The sequence below is a fragment of the Mycobacterium heidelbergense genome (genome assembly GCF_050205645.1).
Lineage (GTDB): Bacteria > Actinomycetota > Actinomycetes > Mycobacteriales > Mycobacteriaceae > Mycobacterium > Mycobacterium heidelbergense_A.
Window position 1 is genome coordinate 21,750 of the sequence record NZ_JBNMQT010000007.1, and the last position, 24,244, is coordinate 45,993.

General features: G+C 67.9%; 21 protein-coding genes and 1 tRNA gene. 10 read left to right on the forward strand and 12 right to left on the reverse strand.

The window, feature by feature from the left end; all coding sequences use genetic code 11:
• The first annotated feature begins 9 nt into the window (after window positions 1-9).
• From ACQI5H_RS09520 to ACQI5H_RS09530, 3 genes are all read left to right on the forward strand, one after another.
• Entirely contained in the window at window positions 10-1,233 is a 1,224-nt protein-coding gene (locus ACQI5H_RS09520) for an MCE family protein (protein WP_427079349.1), read from the forward strand.
• Window positions 1,233-2,747 carry an MCE family protein gene (locus tag ACQI5H_RS09525; protein ID WP_427079149.1) on the forward strand — a complete coding sequence of 505 codons (1,515 nt, stop codon included), beginning with the start codon at window positions 1,233-1,235 and terminating at the stop codon, window positions 2,745-2,747. The genes ACQI5H_RS09520 and ACQI5H_RS09525 overlap by 1 nt, the downstream gene beginning before the upstream one ends.
• A gap of 105 nt (window positions 2,748-2,852) precedes the next feature.
• Window positions 2,853-3,809: a threonine ammonia-lyase gene (locus ACQI5H_RS09530; protein ID WP_427079150.1), complete on the forward strand. Its 957-nt coding sequence runs from the start codon at window positions 2,853-2,855 to the stop codon at window positions 3,807-3,809.
• A 15-nt stretch (window positions 3,810-3,824) separates the two neighbouring features.
• On the opposite strand, the gene pth is transcribed toward ACQI5H_RS09530, so the two are convergent.
• From pth to ACQI5H_RS09570, 8 genes are all read right to left on the reverse strand, one after another.
• Window positions 3,825-4,400, reverse strand: coding sequence for an aminoacyl-tRNA hydrolase (pth, locus tag ACQI5H_RS09535; RefSeq protein WP_427079151.1), 576 nt, complete (start codon window positions 4,398-4,400; stop codon window positions 3,825-3,827).
• Window positions 4,401-4,412: 12 nt separating this feature from the next.
• Window positions 4,413-5,087 carry a 50S ribosomal protein L25/general stress protein Ctc gene (locus ACQI5H_RS09540; RefSeq protein WP_427079152.1) on the reverse strand — a complete coding sequence of 225 codons (675 nt, stop codon included), beginning with the start codon at window positions 5,085-5,087 and terminating at the stop codon, window positions 4,413-4,415.
• A gap of 215 nt (window positions 5,088-5,302) precedes the next feature.
• Complete coding sequence (locus ACQI5H_RS09545) at window positions 5,303-6,172, reverse strand: oxidoreductase (protein WP_427079153.1); 870 nt, start codon at window positions 6,170-6,172, stop codon at window positions 5,303-5,305.
• Window positions 6,173-6,288: 116 nt separating this feature from the next.
• Window positions 6,289-6,900, reverse strand: a complete 612-nt coding sequence (locus tag ACQI5H_RS09550) for an LpqN/LpqT family lipoprotein (RefSeq protein ID WP_427079350.1) — start codon at window positions 6,898-6,900, stop codon at window positions 6,289-6,291.
• Between the two features lie 41 nt (window positions 6,901-6,941).
• Window positions 6,942-7,298 (reverse strand): arsenate reductase (glutaredoxin), encoded by a 357-nt coding sequence (gene arsC, locus ACQI5H_RS09555; protein ID WP_427079154.1) that lies wholly within the window; start codon window positions 7,296-7,298, stop codon window positions 6,942-6,944.
• The gene (locus tag ACQI5H_RS09560) at window positions 7,299-8,279 is read right to left on the reverse strand and encodes a ribose-phosphate diphosphokinase (protein WP_076060142.1); all 981 of its coding nucleotides are present in this window, start codon (window positions 8,277-8,279) and stop codon (window positions 7,299-7,301) included.
• A gap of 97 nt (window positions 8,280-8,376) precedes the next feature.
• Window positions 8,377-9,861 carry a bifunctional UDP-N-acetylglucosamine diphosphorylase/glucosamine-1-phosphate N-acetyltransferase GlmU gene (gene glmU, locus ACQI5H_RS09565; protein ID WP_427079155.1) on the reverse strand — a complete coding sequence of 495 codons (1,485 nt, stop codon included), beginning with the start codon at window positions 9,859-9,861 and terminating at the stop codon, window positions 8,377-8,379.
• A gap of 89 nt (window positions 9,862-9,950) precedes the next feature.
• Window positions 9,951-10,022 (reverse strand) — tRNA-Gln (locus ACQI5H_RS09570).
• Between the two features lie 171 nt (window positions 10,023-10,193).
• On the opposite strand from ACQI5H_RS09570, the gene ACQI5H_RS09575 reads away from it, so the two are divergent.
• Window positions 10,194-10,787, forward strand: a complete 594-nt coding sequence (locus ACQI5H_RS09575) for a TetR/AcrR family transcriptional regulator (protein ID WP_139329783.1) — start codon at window positions 10,194-10,196, stop codon at window positions 10,785-10,787.
• Between the two features lie 3 nt (window positions 10,788-10,790).
• On the opposite strand, the gene ACQI5H_RS09580 is transcribed toward ACQI5H_RS09575, so the two are convergent.
• From ACQI5H_RS09580 to ACQI5H_RS09590, 3 genes are read right to left on the reverse strand one after another with little or no spacing between them, the layout of a single operon-like run.
• Window positions 10,791-11,684, reverse strand: coding sequence for an SDR family NAD(P)-dependent oxidoreductase (locus tag ACQI5H_RS09580; RefSeq protein ID WP_427079156.1), 894 nt, complete (start codon window positions 11,682-11,684; stop codon window positions 10,791-10,793).
• 21 nt (window positions 11,685-11,705) lie between these two features.
• Complete coding sequence (locus tag ACQI5H_RS09585) at window positions 11,706-12,743, reverse strand: TIGR03617 family F420-dependent LLM class oxidoreductase (RefSeq protein WP_427079351.1); 1,038 nt, start codon at window positions 12,741-12,743, stop codon at window positions 11,706-11,708.
• A gap of 17 nt (window positions 12,744-12,760) precedes the next feature.
• Window positions 12,761-13,366, reverse strand: a complete 606-nt coding sequence (locus ACQI5H_RS09590) for a TetR/AcrR family transcriptional regulator (protein WP_427079157.1) — start codon at window positions 13,364-13,366, stop codon at window positions 12,761-12,763.
• Window positions 13,367-13,447: 81 nt separating this feature from the next.
• On the opposite strand from ACQI5H_RS09590, the gene ACQI5H_RS09595 reads away from it, so the two are divergent.
• A complete protein-coding gene (locus ACQI5H_RS09595) occupies window positions 13,448-14,707 on the forward strand; it encodes a sulfotransferase family protein (protein WP_427079158.1) in 1,260 nt (419 codons plus the stop codon).
• A complete protein-coding gene (locus ACQI5H_RS09600) occupies window positions 14,704-15,864 on the forward strand; it encodes a hypothetical protein (protein ID WP_427079159.1) in 1,161 nt (386 codons plus the stop codon). Before ACQI5H_RS09595 ends, ACQI5H_RS09600 begins: the two co-directional genes overlap by 4 nt.
• Window positions 15,865-15,874: 10 nt before the next feature.
• Here the strand turns inward: ACQI5H_RS09600 and lysA are convergent, their stop codons facing one another.
• Window positions 15,875-17,215 carry a diaminopimelate decarboxylase gene (gene lysA / locus ACQI5H_RS09605; RefSeq protein WP_427079160.1) on the reverse strand — a complete coding sequence of 447 codons (1,341 nt, stop codon included), beginning with the start codon at window positions 17,213-17,215 and terminating at the stop codon, window positions 15,875-15,877.
• Between the two features lie 119 nt (window positions 17,216-17,334).
• Here lysA and mfd point away from each other — a divergent pair, with 119 nt between their 5' ends.
• The 4 genes from mfd to eno all read left to right on the forward strand — a co-directional run bounded on the left by mfd (window position 17,335) and on the right by eno (window position 24,236).
• Window positions 17,335-21,006, forward strand: coding sequence for a transcription-repair coupling factor (gene mfd, locus ACQI5H_RS09610; protein ID WP_427079161.1), 3,672 nt, complete (start codon window positions 17,335-17,337; stop codon window positions 21,004-21,006).
• Window positions 21,003-22,064, forward strand: a complete 1,062-nt coding sequence (locus ACQI5H_RS09615; RefSeq protein ID WP_427079162.1) for a nucleoside triphosphate pyrophosphohydrolase — start codon at window positions 21,003-21,005, stop codon at window positions 22,062-22,064. Before mfd ends, ACQI5H_RS09615 begins: the two co-directional genes overlap by 4 nt.
• An 83-nt stretch (window positions 22,065-22,147) precedes the next feature.
• The gene (locus tag ACQI5H_RS09620; RefSeq protein ID WP_427079163.1) at window positions 22,148-22,876 is read left to right on the forward strand and encodes a lytic transglycosylase domain-containing protein; all 729 of its coding nucleotides are present in this window, start codon (window positions 22,148-22,150) and stop codon (window positions 22,874-22,876) included.
• A gap of 70 nt (window positions 22,877-22,946) precedes the next feature.
• Window positions 22,947-24,236 carry a phosphopyruvate hydratase gene (gene eno, locus ACQI5H_RS09625; RefSeq protein ID WP_427079164.1) on the forward strand — a complete coding sequence of 430 codons (1,290 nt, stop codon included), beginning with the start codon at window positions 22,947-22,949 and terminating at the stop codon, window positions 24,234-24,236.
• Window positions 24,237-24,244: the final 8 nt, after the last annotated feature.

Consider the following 24,244-nt stretch of genomic DNA (forward strand, 5'->3'; position numbering starts at 1 on the left):
TCGCGGTCGATGGGCCGCGCACTCCTGATCGGCGCGTGCGTCCTGCTCGGCGTGACAGGATGCGCGTTCCAGGGATTGAATTCGCTACCGCTGCCCGGTGCGGTGGGACGAGGGCCGGGCGCCACCACCTACCACGTCGAGGTGGCGAACGTCGGGACGCTAGAGGCGAATTCGCCGGTGCTGCTCAACGACGTCGTCGTCGGCAGCGTCGGCAACCTGACCTTCCGCGACTGGCACGCCGACGTCCTGATCTCGGTGAAACCCAACGTCGTCGTGCCCGCCAACGCGGTGGCCCGGGTCGGGCAGACCAGCCTGCTGGGATCGATGCATCTCGAGCTGAACTCGCCGCTGGGTGAAACGCAGCGAGGCCGGCTGCAGTCCGGAGCCACGATCCCACTGGACAGGTCGGCGACCTATCCGTCGACGGAGCAGACGCTCTCGTCGCTGTCAGCGGTGATCAACGGCGGGGGATTGGGGCAGATCGGCGACATCATCCACAACTTCGGCGCCGCCCTGTCCGGGCATGAAAGCCAGATCCGGGATCTGCTGACCCGGTTCGACGACTTCGTCGGCACGTTGGATGCCCAACGCGACAACCTCATTGGGTTCATGGAGGAACTGAATCGACTCACCGGAACGCTCGCGGGACAGCGCGATGTGATCACGCAAGCGCTGCACAAGATACCGCCGGCCCTGGACGTGCTGATAGCCGAGCGGCCACGCATCACGACGGCACTGGACAAGCTGCGCGTTTTCAGCGACACCGCAACCGGGCTCATCAACGACACGCAGGCCGACCTGGTGCGCAACTTGAAGAATCTGGAACCGGCGATCAAGGCGCTCGCCGACGTCGGGCCCGACCTGGGCATGGCGCTCGCCTACGCCCCCACCTTCCCCTACGGCCAGAATCTGATCGACCGGGGCATTCGAGGCGACTACATGAACATGTACCTGATCGCCGACCTCACGCTGCCGCGGCTCAAGCGGACACTGCTGCTAGGCACCCGGTGGGGTCAGGTGGGCGCGAAACTTGTTCCGGCACCGGGGGATCCGTCGTATCTGAACTACACCTATGCGCCGCCGGGCGTGGGCGCGACACCCCCGCCGGCGAGTGCGCCACCCGATCGCGGTCTCGCGCCTGCTCCGACACCGGATGGGGTGAGCCAAGCGCGACCACTGTCGGGCATTCCGCTGCCAACCGACTTTCCGCCGAAAGATGAGGCCGGCGGCTGATGTTGACGCGTTTCGTCCGAATCCAACTCACGGTCTTCACGATCTTGTCGATCATTGGTGTCCTCTCGATGGTCCTCGGCTACGTCCAGGCGCCGACCCTGCTCGGCATCGGCCGCATCACCGTGCGCCTGGAATTGCCTTCCGGCGGAGGGATATACAGGTTCTCCAACGTCACGTACCGCGGCGTGCAGGTGGGCAAGGTCACCGCGGTCGACGTGTTGTCGGACCACGTACAGGCGACGCTCTCGCTCGACACGTCGCCGCGCATTCCCACCGACCTGCGGGCGGAGGTGCGCAGCGTCTCCGCGGTGGGGGAGCAGTACGTGGACCTGCGTCCGCGCGCCGACGTCGGCCCCTACCTCGAGGACGGCTCGGTGATTCCCCTTGAGAAGACCTCGATTCCGCAACCGGTGGGGCCGATGCTGGATAAGGTCAGCGCGCTGATAAACAGCATCCCCAAGGAGAAGCTCGGCGCGTTGCTTGACGAGTCGTTCAAGGGCCTCAACGGCGCGGGCTACGATCTGGGCTCCCTGCTCGACTCGTCCGCTCAGGTGGCCGGTGATATCAAGCCTGTCGCCGATCCGACCCGCGCCCTGGTCGATAACGCTGTGCCCCTGCTGGATTCACAAGCCAACACGACCGAGTCCATCCGGACCTGGGTGCACAGCCTGGCCAGCGTCACCCATACGGCGGCGGCCGACGACCGACAACTGCGGACACTGCTGCGGGCCGGCCCAGGCGCCGTGAACGAAGTTTCGCGCCTGCTCGACCAGATCAAACCCACGCTGCCCGTTCTGCTGGCGAACCTCACCACCGTCGGTCAGGTCCTGGTGACCTACAACCCGTCGCTGGAGCAGCTGCTGGTGTTGCTGCCGCCGGCGATCGCCGCGCTGCAGTCCGCCGGACTCTCGGCGAACAACGCGACCGGGCAGGCGCTGGGCGAGTTCGCGATCAGCATCGGCGATCCGCCGCCGTGCACCGTTGGATTCCTGCCACCGTCCTCGTGGCGCTCGCCCGCCGACACCACCACGATCGACACCCCGGACGGGCTGTATTGCAAACTCCCGCAGGATTCCCCGATCTCGGTCCGCGGTGCCCGCAACTATCCGTGCATGGGTAACCCCGGCAAACGCGCGCCGACCGTGCAGATCTGCGACAGCGACAAGCCCTATGAGCCGCTCACCATGCGTCAACATGCGCTCGGCCCGTACCCCATCGACCCGAACCTGCTGTCGCAGGGCATCCCGCCCGATGATCGCGTCACAGCCGACGAGCACACCTTTGGTCCGGTCGACGGGACACCCCTGCCCCCGGGCGCCGCGCCGTCGGGCACGCCACCGGCAGGCGCGGCTCCGAGTTCGTTGACGACCGCCGGGCCGAAGCCGTTGGTGGGGTTCGCCGGATACGACCCGCGCACCGGTAAATACATGACGCCCGACGGCCAGTTGTTCCGGCAATCCAACGTGGTTTCCCGTGCGGCGCCCAAGTCGTGGAGGGACATGCTGCCGACCTAACGGCGCGGCCGTGCTCGCCTTATCTGTAACGGTGTCAAGGACGTTGGCTGCTTGCGCTGGGCAGTCGCGGGTGGGAACAGCGGTGTCGGAGTATGCTCCCGTGCTGTGCAGGGAACTCGCTTGGACACTGCGCGGATCCGAGCGAGTCGCCGCCTCATCGATCCGGTTTTTCTCGATACTCCGCTGTACCGCTGCGAGGCTCTGGAACGAAGCCTTGGGTGCGCGGTGAGCATCAAGCTCGAAACAGCCAACCCGGTCCGCAGCTTCAAAGCCCGCGGCGCGGAGGTGGTCGCGAGCCTGCTCGCCGACAATGGTTCGCCCGCAGTGGTGTGCGCCAGCGGGGGCAACCTCGGCCAGGCCCTGGCTTGGTCTGGTCGCGCGAGGGGCCTTGACGTCACGGTCGTGGCACCCCGGTTTGCACCCGAGGTCAAGCTCGATCGCATGCGCGCACTGGGCGCCAGATTGGAGTTAGTCGAGGGCCCCGAGGTGGCCCGCCCGCGAGCGGCAGCCATCGCGAGGCATGACGGCATCCGGTTGCTCGAAGACAGCTTGGACATCGAAACTTGTGAGGGCGCGGCGACCATTGGCCTGGAACTGGTGGACGCGGGGTCGTCGTTCGACGCCGTACTGATCGCCCTGGGCGGTGGAGCACTGGCTACCGGGGTCGGGCATGTGATGAAGGCCTTCGCTCCCGAGGTCGAGGTGATCTGCGTTCAGCCAGCCGGTGCGCCGGCGATGACACATTCGTGGCGCGAGCGTCGCGTTGTCACCACCGAGTCGACCGACACCATCGCAGACGCTGTCGTCGAGCGGTGTCCATTTCCGGCCGTCCTTAACGACCTGCTTCTGGTCGCCGACGATGCCGTCCTGGTCCAGGAAGCATCGATCATCGCCGGTATGCGGATGCTTTTCGAAGTCGCTGGCCTGATCGTCGAACCGGCGGCCGCACTTGGCATTGCGGCCATCCTCGAAGACCGCGACCGCTTCGCGGGCCGACATGTAGTGACCATTGTGTGCGGCAGCAACGTCGACATGGACGCCTACCGCCGCTGGACCGTTTAGGGCCCGCCAAGGGACCTACCAGGCGTGGATTCGGTTTTGCGCGGGCTCCAGACCCAGGTCGATGAGTAACTCGGTGGCGTCGGCCGCCTGCTCGCAGATCGTGGGAACTTCGGGGCGCTCGGCGGCGGTAAAGTTTTCAAGCACGAAAGCCGCCGGGTCCTTACGGCCGGGCGGACGGCCGATCCCGATGCGCACCCGCTGAAAGTCCTTGGTGCCCAAGGCTGCCGCCACCGAGCGCAGGCCATTGTGGCCGCCCTCGCCGCCGCCGATCTTGAGCCGGATGCGACCGAACTCGAGGTCGAGGTCGTCGTGGATGACGATGATGTCCGCCGGCGCCACCGAGTAGAACTTTGCGAGCGGCCCGATCTGGCGGCCGGATTCGTTCATGTAGCAGCGCGGCTTGGCCAGCAGGATCGAGCGGCCGGCCAAGCGGCCGCTGACGACCTCCGCGCCGGAACGCTTGTGCGCCTTGAATTTCGCGCCCAGCCGGGCGGCGAGCAGGTCGGCGACCATGAACCCCAGGTTGTGCCGCGTCCGTGCGTAGTTGTCTCCGGGGTTGCCCAGGCCGACCACCAACAACGGCTCGGCCATGTCGCGAGCCGCCTACTCGGACTCGGCGGCGGGTGCCTCGGCTTCGCCGCCCTCTTCGGCTTCTTCTGCGGGGGCTTCCGGCGCTTCTTCGCCCTCGGCGACCTCGCCCGCGCCCTCTTCCTCGAGGTCCTCGGCGGTCGGCGCGACCACCACGTTGACCACCAGCATCTCCGGGTCGGAAATCAAGTTGACGCCCGAGGGCAAGGAGATCTGTCCTGCCGTGAACTGGGTGCCCGGTTCGGCGCCCTCGACGGACACGGTCAACTGCTCGGGAATCGACAGGGCGTCGGCCTCGATCTCGATGGTGCTGGTGTCCTGGGTGACCAGGGTGCCGGGGACGGCGTCGCCCTCCACGACGACCCGCACCTCGACGACGACCTTCTCGCCACGACGCACGACGAGCAAGTCGGCGTGCTGAATGGTGCGGCGGATCGGGTGGATGTGCAGCGCTTTGGTCAGCGCCAGCTGTTCCTTACCAGCGATGTCGAGGGTCAGCACCGCGTTGGTGCCGGAATGCCGCAGGACGGCCGCGAAGTCGTGCCCGGGCAATTCGAGGTGCTGCGGGTCGGCGCCGTGACCGTAGAGGACGGCCGGAATCTTGCCGTCGCGCCGGGCTCGCCGGGACGCGCCCTTGCCGGTTTCGGTTCGCACCGTCGCCGTGAGTTGATTGACTGCCGACTTGGCCATCGTGTCGCTCCTGTGTCCTGTAGTTCTGGGCACGGCCAGGATCGCGACAATCTGTCGGTCCCCGTCAATAACGGTGCTGGTTAGACGGCCAGCCACCCTCGCCGTGACGCCCGGTCAGGTTATCGCATGAGCACGTCAGAGCGGAAATCGATGAGTGTGCTCGTAGGGCGCCGTCAGCGCACACTGGAAGCCCTCAGCGCACACTCGAACAGACCTCAGAGCGGAAATTTGGTGCCCGTGAGCTGCTCGGACAGCTCCCAGAGCGCGGCGGCGGCGGCCGCGTCTCGCGCCCGCCGGCTGCGGCCGACCGGTTGGGTTCGGCCGACATAGCCGAACCGCGGGCCGACGAACGCATTCCCCGGCACGTCCTGCGATGCCGCGTAGAGCGTCTGCCGGGCGCCGAAGTCGGCGTTCGTGGCAAACACCCGGGTGGCCGCCGACATCAGCGCGTCGCCCAGCTTGCGGCCCGAGGCGCCCTGCAGGTTGGTGTGCGAATAGCCGGGATGCGCCGCGACCGCGCGCAGCGGCGAAGCGGCGGCCTCAAGGCGCCGCTGCAGCTCGCTGGTGAACAGGAGGTTGGCGAGCTTCGACTGGCTGTAGGCCAGCCACGGCGAGTACCGCCGGGTCTTGAAGTGCAGGTCGTCGAAGTTGATCCGCCCCGCCCAATGCGCCATCGAGGACACCGTGACGACCCGGTCGGTCAGCTTGGGCAGCAACAGGTTGGTCAGCGCGAAATGGCCGAGATGATTGGTGCCGATCTGGCCCTCGAAGCCGTCGACGGTCAACGCATAGCCCGCGGCCATGATGCCGGCGTTGTTGATCAGCACATCGGCCTTGTCGACCCCGTCGGCGAACTGCCGCACCGACGACAGGTCCTGCAGATCGAGTCGGCGCACCTCGACTTCGCCGCGCATCCGCTGCGCGGCGGCGTCACCTTTCTCGGTGTTCCGCACGGCCATGACGATCTTGGCGCCTTTCGCGGCCAGCTCGCGCGCCGTGATCTCGCCCAGCCCGCTGTTGGCCCCGGTGATGATGGCGGTGCGCCCGGCAAACGAGGGGAGGTCTGCGGCGGTCCAGTCGGTCATGGCTGACAACAGTAGTGAACCGCGTGCGCCGAGATCGCCGTGAGGGCTGTGGTTCGCGCGCGGATCACGACCATGGTGGCAATCTCGGCGACGTCACCGCCGCCAGGATCGCCCAATCACTTTGCGGCGACGACGAATCCGTGGATGATCGCCTCGATGTCGGTTGACTGCGCCACCGCCTCGCCGGCCAGGTCGGTGATGGTCAGCTGAACCAGGTATCGCTGGGCGGCGGGTGGCGATCCGGTGGGGATGACGATCCGGTTCCAGCTGTGCAGCCGCGTGCCCTCGAGGTCGTAGCTGCCCTGGATCATCGACGAGGGAAATCCGTTGAAGGGCGCGGTCGACGCGTCGAGTTGGTGGAAGTTCTGGAACAGCTGGGCATCGTCGTTGCCGTGTTTGACGACCTGGGCCGGGTCGAAATCCCCGCGCAGCTTGAACACCACCAGCCTCGCAGTCGGATACTTGCCGCCCTTGGAGATCATCACCGTCTCGGGCGTGATCTTCTTCGGATCGCTGAACGGCGACCAGCCCGGTGGCGTCGGTATCGACACGGTCAGATCGGTCAGGCTGCTCGGCGCCACCTGCTGCCCGGTGACACCGATGCTTTCCAGATACCTCGACAACGGGACCGGCTTGCTGGTCGTCGTCGTCGTAGTGGTCGGCGTCGACGTCGTCCCCAACACCGACGAGTAGTCGGGCGGTTTCGGGGCGCAGGCGCCCAGCGTCAGCGCGACTAGCGCGGCACCGGCCGCGACCGTGCAGCGAGAGGTCACAGAACCTCGCGGACCGCGTCGATCGGGCGGGCCAGCCGGGTCCCCTTGGGTGTGACGACAAACGGCCGTTCGATCAGGATCGGATGCTCGGCCATGGCGTCGAGCAGCTCGTCGTCGGTCGCGTCGGCGAGGTTGAGTTCGGTGTAGAGCGGTTCCCGCTTGCGCACGGCGGTGCGCACATCGATGCCGGCGTCGCGGATCATGCGAACGAGTTCGTCGCGGGACGGCGGTGTTTTCAGGTATTGGACGATGGTGGGCTCAAAGCCGTTGTCCCGCAGTAGATCCAGCGTCTTGCGGGAGGTGCTGCACTTGGGGTTGTGGTAGATGACCGCGTTGTGTGAACCGGAAGCCATCTAGGCGTCTCCGTCGAATAGCCCTGTGACTGAGCCATTTTCGAAGACGGCGCGAATGGTGCTGGCCAGCAGCGGCGCGATCGACAAAACCGTGAGCTGGGGGAAACGCTTCTCCTCGCCGATCGGCAAGGTGTTCGTCACGATCACCTCGCGCGCGCCGCACGCGGCCAGCCGCTCGGCGGCCGGGTCCGACAGCACACCATGGGTTGCGGCGATGATCACGTCACTGGCGCCGTCGTCGCGCAACAGCTGCACCGCGCCGGCGATGGTGCCACCGGTGTCGATCATGTCGTCGATCAGGACGCAGGTGCGGCCTTCGACCTCGCCGACGACGCGGTTGGAGACCACCTGGTTGGGCACGCGCGGGTCACGGGTCTTGTGAATGAAGGCCAGCGGAACGCCGCCCAGTGCGTCGGCCCATTTCTCGGCGATGCGCACCCGGCCGGAGTCGGGGGAGACCACGACCATGTTGCTGTCCGGGTAGTTGTCCCGGATGTAGCCGGTCAGCAGGTTCTGCCCGCGCATGTGGTCGACGGGCCCGTCGAAGAAACCCTGGATCTGATCGGTGTGCAGGTCGACGGTCACGATCCGGTCGGCCCCCGCCGTCTTGAGCAGGTCGGCGACCAGCCGCGCCGAAATGGGTTCGCGGCCCCGGTGCTTCTTGTCCTGGCGAGCGTAAGGGTAGAACGGCATGACGGCGGTGATCCGCTTGGCGCTGCCGCGCTTGAGCGCGTCGATCATGATCAGCTGTTCCATCAGCCAGTCGTTGACCGGCGCCGGATGGGACTGCAGGACGAACGCGTCGCAGCCACGCACCGATTCGTGGAAGCGCACGAAGATCTCACCGTTGGCGAACTCCCGCGCCGTCTGCGCGGTGACGTGGACGTCGAGCTCTTTGGCTACCTGCTCGGCCAGCTCCGGATGCGCGCGGCCGGAGAAGAGCATCAGGTTTTTGCGGTTATCGGTCCAGTCGTGGCTCACCGTGCTGCCCTCGGGGTATCGGGATCGAGATAGCGAATTGAAGGCCCCATCGTATGCGAAGGGTCTGGACGGGCTGCCGCATTGCCACGCAGTGGGCTCACGGCGCCCGATCCGGGTCGGGTGGGGGCGGGGGCTGCTGGGCGGCCTTTTCCGCGGCTTCGGCGGCTTGGGCCGCGGCGCTGCCGGGCCGCTTGCGCTGCACCCAGTTCTCGATGTTGCGTTGTGGTCCCGCCGAAACGGCCAGCGCACCCGGTGGGACGTCGTCGCGCACGACGGTGCCGGCACCGGTGTAGGCGCCGTCGCCGACGGTCACCGGCGCCACGAACATGGTGTCGGACCCGGTGCGCACGTGCGAGCCGATGGTGGTGCGTGATTTGGACTCGCCGTCGTAGTTGACGAACACGCTGGACGCACCGATGTTGCTGTGCTCGCCGATGTCGGCGTCGCCGACGTAGGTCAGATGCGGAACCTTGGTGCCCGCGCCGATGGTGGAGTTCTTGGTCTCGACAAACGCGCCCAGCTTGCCGTCGGCCCCCAAAACGGTGCCGGGCCGCAGGTAGGTATACGGGCCCACCGTCGCGCCACCGCCGATCGACGACGACGAGCCGTGCGTGCGCACCACGGATGCGCCGTCGCCCACCGTGACGTCGGTCAGCGTGGTGTCCGGGCCGACGACACAGCCGGCGCCGACCTGCGTGTGTCCGAGCAACTGCGTCCCGGGATGGACGACGGTGTCGCGGCCGATCGTCACGTCGACGTCGATCCAGGTGGTCGTCGGGTCGACCACGGTCACGCCGGCCATCTGGTGGGCGGCGACGATCCGGCGGTTCAGCTCGGCGCCCAGCTCGGCCAGCTGGACACGGTTGTTGACGCCGGCCACCAGCGCGCTGTCGTCGACGTGCTGGGCGAGTATCGACCGGCCGTCCCCGCGCAGGATGGCGATGACGTCGGTGAGGTAGAGCTCGCGTTGCGCGTTGTCGGAGCTCAGGCGGCCCAGGGCGGACCGCAGCGCGGCGACGTCGAAGGCGTAGACACCGGCGTTGACCTCGCGGATCTCGCGCTGCGAGTCCGTCGCGTCGGCATGTTCGACGATCGCCATCACTTCATTGTCCTGCGTGCGCAGGATGCGGCCGTAGCCGAAGGGGTCGCTCAGCGTAGTGGTCAGCACCGTCACCGCGGCCGACCCCGCGTTGTGCGTCGCGATCAGGCCGGCCAGGGTGTCGGAGTCCAGCAGGGGAGTATCGCCGGAGGTGACGACGACGATGCCGGCGTAGTCCTCGGGCAGCGCGGACAGCCCGCAGAGCACCGCGTGGCCGGTCCCCAGCGGTTGATCCTGCAGCGCCACGTCGATCGGGCGCCCGAGCCGCTCGGCCAGTTCGGCGACCAGCGGGGCGATGCGCTGGTGCTCGTGGCCGAGGACGACGACCAGGCGCTGGGGTGCCACCTTGGCGACCGCGTGCAGCGAGTGGGCCAACATGCTGCGGCCGGCGATCGTATGCAGCACCTTCGGGGTATCTGACCGCATCCTGGTGCCGGGCCCGGCCGCCAGGACCAGGACCGCGGTGTCACCACGAAACGACATGAATCCCCTTTCGACGCGAGCGTGCGTGTTTGTACGCCGACACGCCGTCAAGCGTGTCATTTCATGCACGCTCGTGGCAAAGAACCGTGCTCCGTCGCCAGGACTCGAACCTGAACTTTCTGAACCAAAATCAGAGGTGCTGCCGATTACACCACGACGGATTGCCCACTGCGGCGGCCGCCGGAACGATCGCCGACCACGCCACCAAGACTCTAAACGTTACCGGGGCCCGCGGCGGCCCCAACCAAAGTCATACAACTTCACCTGCGCAAACCGATACCCTGAAGGACGTGGCAGCCCCGGATAAAGAAGTGCGGGCCCCGCGCGCCAGGATGACCGGCAGCGCGCGCCGGCACCAACTCATCGGTATCGCGCGCCAGCTGTTCGCCGAACGCGGCTACGAGGGCGCGTCGATCGAGGAGATCGCGCAGCGCGCCAACGTGTCCAAACCCGTCGTCTACGAGCATTTCGGCGGCAAAGAGGGCCTGTACGCCGTGGTGGTCGACCGCGAGATGTCGGCACTGCTCGACGGCATCACCTCGTCGCTGACCAACAACCGGTCCCGGGTGCGGGTCGAGCGGGTCGCGCTGGCGTTGCTCACCTACGTCGAGGAACGCACCGACGGCTTCCGGATCATGATCCGCGACTCGCCCGCCGCGATCAGCTCGGGCACCTATTCCAGCCTGCTCAACGACGCCGTCAGCCAGGTCAGCTCGATCCTGGCCGGCGACTTCGCCCGCCGCGGCCTGGACCCGGATCTGGCGCCGCTCTACGCCCAGGCGTTGGTCGGCTCGGTGTCGATGACGGCCCAGTGGTGGCTCGACACCCGGGAGCCCAAGAAGGAAGTGGTCGCCGCGCACCTGGTCAACCTGATGTGGAACGGCCTGACCCACCTGGAAGCCGATCCCAAGCTGCAGGACGAGTGAAAGCTACGGCCGCACCCCGCCCAGGAAGTTGTTCAAGGCGTGCTTGCCGATTTCTCGTATGCCCAGCGGCCGCGGAAGCAGGCGGGTCACGACGAACATCATCCGCCGGTTCGGGGCCCCCACTTGCATGCTGGGCCGCTTGCCGAGATACAGGATGGCCTCTTCGACATTTTCCTCGGGCGTATTGATGAGGCTGCCCCTGGCCCGCGCGACGTCGAGCGCCTCGGCGGCCCCCGGCGAACTCGTCAGCCCGGCCATGCATGCCAACACATGCACGTTGTCGGGTTTCAGTTCGTACCAAAGGCCTTCGGCGAGAATGATGTTGTATGCCCGCGTCGCGCCGTAGTGCGTGTAGTACGGGCTGCCGATCAATCCCGTGCCGCTACTCATCAGGACAATGCCGCCGCGACGGCGCGCCTTCATGAGCGCCCCGTAGTGGTAGGTCAGCCCAAACGGACTGCAGCAGTTGACGTTTATCCGCCGCCGCTCGAATTCGAGGTTGTCCGCGAAGAATCCGCCCACGGTGGCCAGGGCGGCATTGGACACCAGCAGCCCGATTTCGCGGTCGCCGACGGCCGCGATGATGTTTTCAACCGCGTCGGGCGCCCCGAGGTCCTGGGAGATGGCCAGCACCTCGACGCCGAACCTCGTCACCAGTTCTTGCCGTTTCTTCTCCAGCTTCTCGGGGTCGCGGGCGACGATCGCGACCGACAAACCTTGGGCCGCAGCGTAATCCGCCCAGGCGCCACCGATGCCCTCACTGGCACCGGACACGAGCGCCCAGGGTCCGTACTGCCCGGCGAAGTTCGCCGGCGCGCGCCGGGCCAGTGGACTGTGCGAGTGCCACTGCCTGGCGGCGAGTGATTTCAACGCTCGAGCCGATTGTGTTGCGTTCATTCGTACCTTCCTGGGGTGGGGTCACGCGACCGTGAGCGTGGGAATGGCCTTGAGGCGATCGACCAGCATCGCCAGCACGTCGTCGGGCATGTCGTCGGCGACCGGCAGGCTCAGGCCGGTGCACGCGCCGGAGTACCAGCGCTCGAGCACGGCGGGAATTTCGTCGTAGGTGCCTTGCGGCACAACCTGATCCATCACCTCGTCGGTCAGGTGCTTGTGCAGTTCGCTCCATTCGTTCCGGCGTGCCATGCCGGTGAGCGCTTCGCCGATCTCCGCAAAGCCGAAGTGTTCGAGCTGCCGGCGGTAGGCGGGCGTGCTGTAGAGGAAGGCCAGCTCGGATCGCCGGGGTTCCCGCAACCGCGCCAGCTCGTCGCGGGTGGCGGCCATCAGCGGTTGCGGGTTGGCCACCACCGCGAGCGGGGTCCGCGAGCGGCGGCCATTCCGGGCGCCTTCGGCCAGGGCCGGCAGCGTCTGGGTCGCGAGGATCGACGGATGCGAGTTGGTGGGATGACAGACGAAGCCGTCGGAGAGTTCACCGGCCAGCAGGCACATCTTCTTGTTGACCCCGCCGGTCCAGATCTGCGGGGGCGGACACGGAATGCGGCCGGGGTTGAAATATGGCTGGAGGCGGTCGAATTGGTAGAACCGTCCGGCGTAGTCGAGAGGCTCGCCGGTCTGGAAGGAGCGGAATATGGCGAGCACGGCTTCGATGTATTCGCGCAGCCGCAGGGCCGGCTGCGACCAGGGAACCGAGAACCGTCCGACGATGTTGCCCCGGACCTGGGAGGCCAGACCGAGCTGGAAGCGTCCGTCGGAGTACTTGGCGAGATCCCATGCGGCGTAGGCGGTGATCATGGGGCTGCGCGGAAATGCCAGCGCCATGCTGGTCCGGACGGTCAGCCGGGTCGTATTGGCCAACGCCATTGCGGCGACCGTGAATGCGTCGTGGGTGGTCTCGGATACGTGGATGACCCCAAAGCCGACGCGCTCCATGCGGGCGGCCCAGGGACCGATCTCGCCCAAGCCCATCTGGGCGGGCGCGGAGGCCACGACTTCCATGGGCGGCCCGCCGGCGGTCACCGGGTCATGCCCCGGACGATCAGCGTGGTGTTGTGCTCGAGCCAGGCGTCGTCGAGCGTGCGTTCGGTGGCCATCGACATCATGACGGTGCCGCCGATCATGTCCATCAGCAGACGCGCGTCGATGCCGTCGGTCGCCAATCCGCGGGCGGCGGCGTCATCGAGATACTGCTGCAGGCGTTCGTAGGTGCTGCCCTGCAGGCGATCCAGCAGCCGCGCCGACAAGCCGGGCTCGGAGGGCAGTTCGGCGGTCAGACCCGACACCGCGCTGTGCACGGCCGGGCGGCTGAACAGGTTGATCGATCCTTCGAGCAGGCCGCGCACGACCGCGCGCAGATCGCCGGTCAGCGGCAACTCCTCGCGCGGCGTCGGGGGAAACACCGCCGCGAAGACGAGTTCGATCTTCGTGGGGAAACGGCGGTACACCGCCGGCGGCGTGGCCCCGGCGCGCGCGGCCACCACGGGAATGGTCAGCCGGGCATAGCCGATTTCCTCGAGGAGCTCGTTCGTCGCGCGCAGGACCGCGTCGTCGATGCGCGAATCGCGGGGCCGCCCCTGAGGTTTGGCCGCGCGACGCCCGGATTCGAACGACGTTGACTCCATTACGTTCAGATCGTAATGTTTTGTGAGGCCGGTCACAACCGTGCATTACGCGTATCCGCTCAACGGTGAGGAACGCCCTTCATGGCCATCGAGGCACCACCCAGACCGCTACCGTTTCGGATACTCAACAGCGCCTACCGCGCCGCCCGCGGCCTGGGCGCGCACCCCCTGCCGCTGCGCAAGTACGCGCTCATGGACCGGGCGAGCCGGAAAGCCGGCGGCCTGACCGACTTTGGCGATCCCCGCTTCGAGGAAGGCCTGGACCGGCTCATCGAGTCGATCAACACCGAAGACAGGCTCAACGGCTTCGGTCGCATCCTGGCCACGACGCACATCACCAACCTGTTGCGCCAGCGGCTGCTGGTGATGGACCACATCCGCCGCAACCCCGCGATCCGCGACGAGGTCATCGCCAAACCGATCTTCCTAGTCGGGGCGCCGCGCACCGGCACGACGATCACCCATCACCTGTTGAGCCAGGATGATCGTTTCCGCTTCCCCCTCACCTGGGAGTGCGACGAGCTGCACCCGCCGCTGGATCCCGCCACGATGCGCACCGACCCGCGCATCGCCCGCAGCGAAAAGCAGATTCGCCGCAGCCTGGCGCTGGCCCCCGATCTCGACGCGGCACACCCGATCGGCGCGTGGGAGGCGCAGGAGTGTGCGCTGCTGCATGCCTACGCCTTTGCCAGCGAGACGTTCCACGTCATGTTCAACTGCCAGGGCTACGACCGGTGGCTTGCCGGCCAGGACCGCACCTGGGTCTACCAGGAGGAGAAGCTGCTGCTGCAGTACATGCAGAGCGGCGGTCTGCGGCCAAGGGAGGGATGGCTGCTCAAGACCCCGCCCCACATGGCCAACATCGACAAGATCCTCGCCGTCTTCCCCGACGCCCGCTTCGTCACCACCTACCGCGAACCCACCGAAGTCATCGCGTCGAGCTGCAAGCTGTCCGGCACCGTCTTCGCGATGGTGCAGGACGGCTTGGATTGGCAGGACTGGCACGACCACGGCCGCTACATGCGCTGGCGTGCCGGGGGCTTGCTCGCCCGCAACGTCGAACTACGGCGCCAATTCGCCGACCGGTCAACGCAATTCATTGATTTCTCGATGGATCGTATGGTTCGCAACCCGCTGGCGTGCGTAAAGGAGATCTACGACCACTTCGGCATCGAACTCACCGCGGAGGTGCAACGGAAGATGCGTACGTTCATGGACCAGCGCGGCGCCTCCCGCAAGCCCAACATCTACCGGGCCGAAGACTACGGGCTCGACATTCCGACGCTCTGGCCCGAATTCCAGTACTACCGGGACTTCTACGGAATCGAGGACACACCATGACCGAACAGCCGAGTGACGTCTTGCGGGCGGCGTGGCGACGGTTCGGTGAACTCCACGACGACCTGCTCGACGTGGCGCTGGCTCAGGGCGACCTCGACGAGGGTTCGGCCAGTGCGCTTTTGGGCCATCTGGTCGGCCACATTCAATACATGGGGCTGCAACTGCGCAGCGACCCGGCGCGCCCAACGCTGATCAACGCCCAGTACGCGCCGTGGAACTGGGGCCACTCCAACCCCGACACGCTGTACCTGTCGGCGCGCATCGACGACGCCCACGCCTACCGGGTGTACGGCACGTTGGGTTCGGTCTCGCAGACCACGTTCGGTGTCTACGCCGGCAAGGACGACCAGGCGCGGGCGGTCAAGACGCAGTCCGAGGATCTACAGATCGGCCCCGATGGATCCTTCGAAATCTACTTCAGCCGCCAGAAGATGGGCGATACCAACTGGTTTGAGCTTCCGCCCGGTGCCGAGTCCTTCTGCTGCTACCAAACCTACGGCGACTGGCAGCGCCAGTCCAAGGGCGACATCCGCATCGAATGCCTCGATGCGCCACCGCCGGTGCGCCCGCCGTCGTTGGCGCAGAGCGTCGCCCAGTTCGACGAGCACCTGGCCGCGTCTCGCGACCTGTTCACCCTGTGGATCAACGACATTCCCGCGCGGGTGTTCGGGGCCCTCCCGAAGAACTTCGCCATCCCGCCGATGCAGCCGCCGTCGGCCATGGCCGGCGCGTGGTTCGTGCCCATCTCCTGGGAACTGCGAGACGGCCAGGCCCTGGTGATCGACTATCAAATCCCCAGTGGCAGCCCCTATGTCGGTATCTGCCTGACCAACCGGTGGAGCGAGATGATCGACATCGAGACGCGGCAGACGAGCCTGAACCTCGCCCAGTCGCACGCCGACGGCAACAACGTTCGGGTGCTCGTGGCCACCGAGGACGTCGGCGTGAACAACTGGCTCGACGCGCGCGGGTACCGCGGTGGGGTCGTCACCTGGCGGGCAACCGCGACCGAGCAGCCCGCGACGCCCACCGTCACGGTGATCGACGTCGACGGCATCGACGACTACTTCGACCCGTCGCGGCGGGTCACCGCCGAGCAACGGGCGGCGGCCCTATCGGCGCGGCAACGCCACTTCGCGGAGCGAAACGCGTTGTGACGGCCACGCTTTAGCCGCAGTCGCGGGAGAGCAGGTCGGCGATCGTCTCACGACGGACGAGCGCACGGGCCCGACCGTCCTTGACCGCCACCACGGGCGGCCGGCAGACCATGTTGTAGTTCGACGCCATGCTGTGGTGATAGGAGCCGGTGCACGCCACGGCCAGCAGGTCGCCGGGCTGCACGTCCGCGGGTAGCTCGACGTCGCGGGCGATTTCGTCGCCCGCCTCGCAGTGCCGGCCGGCCACGGTCACGGTGCGCTTGGCCCCCAACGAACGCCGATTCGCCAGCGCGACCGTGTATTGCGCGCCGTACAGCGACACCCGCGGGTTGTCGCTCATGCCGCCGTCCACCGCGACGAAGGTGCGGCCACCGGGTTGCGTCTTCACCGAGCACACCCGATACAGCGTGAGACCGGCTCGGCCGCTGATGGCGCGGCCCGGTTCCACCACGACCGTCGGTCGGGGGAAGTGTTCGGCGGCGCACACCTCGTCCAGCGCGTTCTCGATTACTCCGGCGAGCTCGTTCAGGTCGAGCTCCCGATCGCCGGAGACGTACGGGATCCCATGGCCGCCACCGATGTTCAGCTCGGTGAGGATGACGCCGTGCCGGGTGCGGATGTCGGCCATGGCGGCGATCATCCGGTGGATGGCCTCGCCGTAGCGGGCCGCATCGGTGACCTGCGAGCCGATGTGGCAGTGCAGGCCGACCAGGTCCAGGGCCGGGTGCGCCAGTACCCGCTGGGCGGCGACGTCGGCGCGGTCGCCGTGGAGCGTGAAGCCGAACTTCTGGTCGCTGATGCCGGTGGTGACGGCGCGGTGGCCGTGGATGTCGATGTCGGGGGTCACCCGGATGAGCACCGGCTGGCGACGCCGCGCCAGCCCGGCGAGGTAGGCGATCTCCATGTACGAATCCAGCACGATGCGCCCGACGCCGGCTCGCGTCGCGTCGCGCAACTCGTCGGGCGATTTCGCGTTGCCGTGCTTGACGATGCGGGCGGGTTCGACGCCGCCGGCCAGGGCGACGGCCAGCTCGCCGCCGGAGCAGACGTCGACACCGAGGCCCTCTTCGCGGGCCCAGCGCGCCACCGCCGTGGTCAGCAGTGACTTTGCGGCGTAGACAACCTCGACACCGCGCAGCGCCTTGCGGTAGCGGCGGGCGCGGTGCCGAAAATCGGTCTCGTCGATGACGTACGCAGGGGTGTGGAACTCGTCGGCGATGTCAGTCAGCGCCACCCCGCCGACGCACAGCCGGCCCTCCTCGTCGGAGCGCGTGGTGACCGGCCAGATCGCGGGATCGAACCGCACCGGTGCCGCCTGACCCAGAGACGGCAGGATGTCGATCAATGTCATGGCTTCAAGGTGCGCCCATGGGGAGTCGGGTGCCGCTTTCTTGACGATCCTTTGACGGCGTCCGGCGCAATCTTCACGAAATTCGGCGGCTCCGATCGGCCCCTAGAATGGGCCTCATCATGACCGCACCGGGGCCTGCTCGCCCAGAAACCCCGATCGCGGGGCTCGTCGAATTGGCGCTGACGGCGCCCACTTTCCAGCAGCTCATCGAGCGCGCGGCCGCCCGACCCGCGGAATTGAGCATGGTCGGCCCGGCCAGCGCCCGCTTGTTCGTCACCAGCGCGCTGGCGCGGCTCGGTCCGTTGCTGGTGGTCACCGCCACCGGGCGCGAAGCCGACGATCTGGCCGCCGAACTGGCGGGCGTGTACGGCGACGCGGTCGCGGTCTTCCCGTCCTGGGAGACGCTGCCGCACGAACGGCTGTCACCCGGCGTCGATACCGTCGGCACCCGCCTGATGGTGTTGCGCCGGCTGGCCCATCCCGACGACACGCGGCTGGGGCCGCCGCTGCAGGTGGTCGTGACGACCGTCCGATCGCTGCTGCAACCGATGACGCCGCAGCTGGGCCTCGTGGAACCGGTCACGTTGAGCGTCGGCCAGGAAGTCGAATTCGAGAGCGTCGTGGCCCGGCTGGTCGAGCTGGCCTACACCCGGGTGGATATGGTCGGCCGGCGCGGCGAATTCGCCGTCCGTGGGGGGATTCTCGACGTTTTCCCACCGACCGCCGAACACCCGGTGCGCGTGGAGTTCTGGGGCGACGAGGTCAGCGAGATGCGGATGTTCGCGGTCGCCGATCAGCGGTCCATTCCCGAGATCGACGTCGACACGGTGGTCGCGGTCGCCTGCCGTGAGCTGCTGCTCGACGACGACGTGCGGGCGCGGGCCGCCGCGCTGGCCGCACGGCACCCCGCGGGCGAGGGCGCGATCACCGGCAGCCTGACCGACATGCTGGCGAAGCTGGCGGAGGGCATCCCCGTCGACGGCATGGAGGCGCTGCTGCCGGTGCTGCGGCCCGCGGAAAATGGGGCCCACGTCCTGCTGACCGATCAGCTGGCCGAGGGCACCCCGGTGCTGCTGTGCGACCCGGAGAAGGTGCGCAGCCGGGCGGCCGACCTGATCAAGACCGGCCGTGAGTTCCTCGAGGCGTCGTGGTCGGTCGCCGCGCTGGGCACGTCGGCAGACCAAGCGCCCGTCGACATCGGGCAACTGGGTGGGTCGGGCTTCGCCGAACTCGGCGACGTGGAGGCCGCGGCGGTCCGGTCCGGTCATCCCTGGTGGACGTTGAGTCAGCTGTCCGACGAGTCGGCGCTGGAGCTCGACATCCGGGCGGCGCCGTCGGCTCGTGGCCATCAACACGACATCGACAGCATCTTCGCGATGCTGCGGGCGCACGTCACGACCGGCGGGTATGCCGCGGTGGTTGCGCCCGGGACCGGGACCGCCCACCGCGTGGTGGAGCGGCTGGCCGAGTTCGATACGCCGGCCGCGATGCTGGATTGCGGTGCTGCGCCCAACCCCGGAGTCGTCGGGGTGCTCAAGGGCCCGCTGCACGACGGCGTCGTGATACCCGGCGCCAACCTGGTCGTCATCACCGAGACCGACCTGACCGGCAACCGGGCCACGGCCGTCGAGGGCAAACGGCTGGCGGCCAAACGGCGCAACACCGTCGACCCGCTGGCGCTCGCGGCGGGCGACCTGGTGGTGCACGACCAGCACGGCATCGGCCGGTTCGTGGAGATGGTCGAGCGCACCGTTGGCGGCGCCCGGCGCGAGTACCTGGTGCTCGAGTACGCCTCCAGCAAGCGGGGCCAGCAGGCCGACAAGCTGTATGTCCCAATGGATTCCCTGGACCAGCTATCGCGGTATGTCGGCGGCCAGGCCCCGGCGCTGAGCCGGCTGGGCGGCAGCGACTGGGCCAACACCAAGACCAAGGCGCGCCGCGCGGTCCGCGAGATCGCCGGCGAGCTGGTGTCGCTGTACGCCAAACGGCAGGCCAGCCCAGGGCACGCCTTCGGGCCGGACACCCCGTGGCAGGCCGAGATGGAGGACGCGTTCGGCTTCACCGAGACCGTCGACCAGCTCACCGCGATCACCGAGGTGAAGGCGGACATGGAAAAGCCGATTCCGATGGACCGGGTGATCTGCGGCGACGTCGGCTACGGCAAGACCGAGATCGCGGTGCGGGCGGCGTTCAAGGCGGTGCAGGACGGCAAGCAGGTCGCCGTGATGGTCCCCACCACGCTGCTGGCCGACCAGCATCTGCAGACTTTCGGCGAGCGGATGGCCGGGTTTCCCGTCGTCGTCAAGGGGTTGTCCCGGTTCACCGATGGCGCCGAATCCCGCGCCGTGATCGACGGCCTGGCCGACGGGTCGGTGGACGTCGTGATCGGCACGCATCGGCTGCTGCAGACCGGAGTGCGCTGGAAGGATCTCGGCCTGGTCGTCGTCGACGAGGAGCAGCGGTTCGGGGTCGAGCACAAAGAGCACATCAAGTCGCTGCGCACCCACGTCGACGTGCTCACCATGAGCGCGACCCCGATCCCGCGGACGCTGGAGATGAGCCTGGCCGGGATCCGCGAGATGTCGACGATCCTGACGCCGCCCGAAGAGCGCTACCCGGTGCTGACTTACGTCGGCCCGCACGACGACAAGCAGGTCGCCGCGGCGTTGAGGCGCGAGCTGCTGCGCGACGGGCAGGCTTTCTATGTCCATAACCGGGTCAGCTCCATCGACCGGGCCGCCGCCCGGGTACGCGAGCTGGTGCCCGAGGCGCGCGTCGTCGTCGCGCACGGCCAGATGCCCGAGGACCTGCTGGAACGGACCGTTCAGGGGTTCTGGAACCGCGAATACGACATCCTCGTCTGCACCACGATCGTGGAGACCGGGCTGGACATCTCCAACGCCAACACGCTCATCGTCGAGCGTGCCGACACCTTCGGGCTGTCGCAGCTGCACCAGCTGCGCGGCCGGGTCGGCCGCAGCCGGGAACGCGGCTACGCCTACTTCCTCTATCCACCGCACGTGCCGCTGACCGAGACGGCCTACGACCGGCTGGCGACCATCGCGCAGAACAACGAGCTGGGCGCGGGCATGGCGGTCGCGCTGAAGGACCTCGAGATCCGGGGCGCCGGGAACGTGCTGGGCGTCGAGCAATCCGGCCATGTGGCCGGCGTCGGATTCGACCTGTACGTGCGCCTGGTCGGCGAGGCCGTCGAGGCCTACCGCGCGGCCGCCGACGGCGAGACGGTCGTTGCCCGCGAGGAGCCCAAGGATGTGCGGATCGACCTGCCGGTCGACGCGCACCTGCCGCCCGACTACATCGCCAGCGACCGGCTGCGGCTGGAGGGCTATCGGCGGTTGGCCGCCGCGGCCGACGACGCGGCCATCGTCGGGGTCGTCGAGGAGCTCACCGACCGCTACGGGCCGCTGCCCGAGCCCGCCCAGCGGCTGGTCGCGGTGGCGCGGCTGCGGCTGCTGTGCCGTGAAGCCGGCATCACCGAAGTGTCGGCCGCCTCCGCGGCGACGGTGCGGCTGTCGCCGATAACGCTGCTAGATTCGGCTCAGGTGCGGCTCAAGAGGATGTATCCGGGCGCGCACTACCGGGCCACCACCGCCACCGTTCAGGTTCCGATCCCGCGCGCCGGGGGTGTCGGTGCGCCACGCATCCGCGATGTCGAGTTGGTCCAGATGGTGGCCAACGTGGTGACGGCGCTGCAAGGCAAGCCACAGATAGAGATTGGTATAACGGGTTCACCTGCAGCGATGCCCGGGGAGGAGCGACAGGCGAGATGATCGTCGTCTTGTTCGATCCCCGACGCCCGTCGCTGGTGCCCGTCGAAGCGATCGAGCACCTCGCCGGCGAGGTGCAGTACACCGAGGAGATGCCCGTCGCGGTGCCCTGGTCGCTACCGGGTGCCCGCCCCGTCCACACCGGGGACCCAGACGTCCCAGCCCCCGTGTTGCTGTCGTCCGACCCCGACCACCCGGCCGTCGCCGCCCGGTTGGCCGCCGGGGCGCGGCTGATTTCGGCGCCCGACACACCGCGCGGCGAACGGCTCGTCGACGCCGTCGCAATGATGGACAAGCTGCGCACCGCCGGGCCGTGGGAAAGCGAGCAAACGCACGACTCGTTGCGCAGATTCCTGCTGGAGGAGACTTACGAGCTGCTCGACGCCGTCCGCAGCGGCAACGCCGATCAGCTGCGCGAAGAGCTCGGCGACGTGTTGCTGCAGGTCCTCTTCCACGCGCGCATCGCCGAGGACGCGCCGCAGCACTCCTTCACCATCGACGACGTCGCCGCCACGTTGATGCGCAAGCTCGGCAACCGGGTGCCGGGTGTGCTTGCGGGCCAACCCATTTCGCTCGAGGACCAGCTGGCTCAGTGGGAGGAGCGCAAGGCGGCCGAAAAACCGCGGAACTCGGTGATGGACGAGGTTCATACCGGCCAGCCCTCATTGGCGCTGGCGCAGAAGGTTATTCAACGCGCGGAGAAGGCCGGGTTCCCGGCCGACCTGATCCCCGCCGAGATCACCGCGGTCGAGGTGTCGGCGGGTATCGACGCCGAAAGCTCGTTGCGCACAGCAGTTTTGGAGTTCGTCGACACCGTCCGCGCTGTCGAAAAGTCGATAGCCACCACCCGCCGCGGGGACAGCGTTCCCGAGGAGTTCGATGTGACGCCGCTGGGCGAGATCACCGACGAGGAGTGGCGTGCACACTGGCCCGTCGCCGGGCCGGAAGTCGATGCGGTGGAGCCGGCCGGCGGCGATGGGGCCGGCGACAAGACCGACGAGCCCGCCGCCGCGGCCAAGGGGTCCGGCAAGGGCTCGAAGAAGCGCGGTGGCCGCCGCTGAGCCCGTTCAGACTTTTTAGTCCCAAAACTCATGGGACGATGATTATGGGCGAAGTTGGTGCAGGCGAGCTTAAGGGGAGCGTGGTGTCGCCGAGGCGTTGGTTGCGCGCGGCCGCTGTGATCGGCGCGACCGCGATGCTGATGGCCTCCAGCTGCACCTGGCAGCTCAGCCTTTTCATTCCCGACGGCGTGCCGCCGCCGGCCGGCGATGCGGTGCCGCCGGTGAACACCCACGCCAGCGGACGGCCCGCGGACCAGTTGCGGGAATGGGCGCAGCAACGGTCGGCCGCGATGGAGATTCCGGTCATCGCGCTGGAGGCCTACGCCTATGCCGCCCGGGTCGCCGAGGTCGAAAACCCCAAGTGTCATATCGCGTGGACCACGCTGGCGGGCATCGGACAGGTGGAGAGCCATCACGGCACGTACCGGGGTGCGACGCTGGCGCCCAACGGCGATGTGAGCCCTCCCATTCGGGGTGTTCGCCTGGACGGCAGCGGCGGCACCCTGCGCATCGTCGACAGCGAGGAAGACCCGCGTGGGGACGTCGATGTGGTGCGCGCGATGGGGCCGATGCAGTTCATCCCGGAGACGTGGCGGCTGTATGGGGTCGACGCGCACAACGACGGGCGCGTGAGCCCGGACAACATCGACGACGCGGCGCTCGCGGCGGCGGGCTATTTGTGTTGGCGCGGAAAGGATCTCGCCACACCCCGCGGGTGGATAACCGCGCTGCGCGCGTACAACAACTCCGGCATCTACGCGCGGGCCGTTCGGGACTGGGCGACCGCCTACGCGTCGGGGCACCCGCTGTAGCAGGATGTATCGCTGACCGAGGCTTTACGCTTAAGGCGGCCGTCATCAGCTAACACGCAAGGAGAACCCAGTGCCGATTATCGAGCAGGTCGGGGCCCGCGAGATCCTCGATTCTCGCGGTAACCCGACGGTCGAGGTCGAGATAGCTCTGATCGACGGGACATTTGCCCGGGCGGCGGTGCCGTCCGGCGCGTCGACGGGGGAGCACGAGGCCGTCGAGCTGCGCGATGGCGGCGAGCGCTACGGCGGCAAGGGTGTGCAGAAGGCGGTGCAGGCCGTGCTGGACGAGATCGCCCCGGCCGTCATCGGACTCAACGCCGACGATCAGCGGTTGGTCGACCAGGCATTGGTGGACCTCGACGGCACCCCGGACAAGTCGCGGCTCGGCGGCAACGCGATCCTGGGCGTCTCGCTGGCCGTCGCCAAGGCGGCCGCGGATTCCGCCGAGCTGCCGCTGTTCCGCTATCTCGGCGGCCCCAACGCGCACATCCTGCCGGTGCCGATGATGAACATCCTCAACGGCGGTGCGCACGCCGACACCGCCGTCGACATTCAGGAATTCATGGTGGCGCCGATCGGAGCGTCGCATTTCGGTGAGGCGCTGCGCTGGGGCGCCGAGGTGTACCACGCGCTCAAATCGGTGCTGAAGAAGCAGGGGCTTTCCACCGGGCTGGGCGACGAAGGCGGTTTCGCTCCCGACGTGGCCGGGACCACCGCGGCGCTCGACCTGATCAGCACGGCCATCGAGGCGGCGGGCTTGAAACCCGGCGTCGACGTGGCCTTGGCCCTCGACGCGGCGGCCACCGAGTTCTACACCGACGGGACCGGCTACGCCTTCGAGGGCAGCACCCGCAGCGCCGAGCAGATGACCGAGTTCTACGCCGGCCTGCTCGACTCCTATCCGCTGGTGTCGATCGAAGACCCGCTCTCCGAAGATGATTGGGACGGCTGGGCGGCCCTGACGTCGTCGATCGGCGACCGGGTGCAAATCGTCGGCGACGACATCTTCGTCACCAATCCCGAGCGCCTCGAGGACGGCATCGAAAAGGGAGTGGCAAATGCGTTGCTGGTCAAGGTGAACCAAATCGGGACGCTGACCGAGACGCTGGACGCCGTCGTGCTGGCGCACCACAGCGGCTATCGCACGATGATGAGCCACCGCAGCGGCGAGACCGAAGACACCACCATCGCCGATCTGGCGGTGGCGGTCGGCAGCGGCCAGATCAAGACGGGCGCTCCCGCCCGCAGCGAGCGCGTCGCCAAATACAATCAGCTGCTGCGCATCGAGGAGGCGCTTGGCGACGCGGCCCGCTACGCCGGCGATCTGGCTTTCCCGCGGTTCGCGCTGGACCAGAAATAAGTATGAAC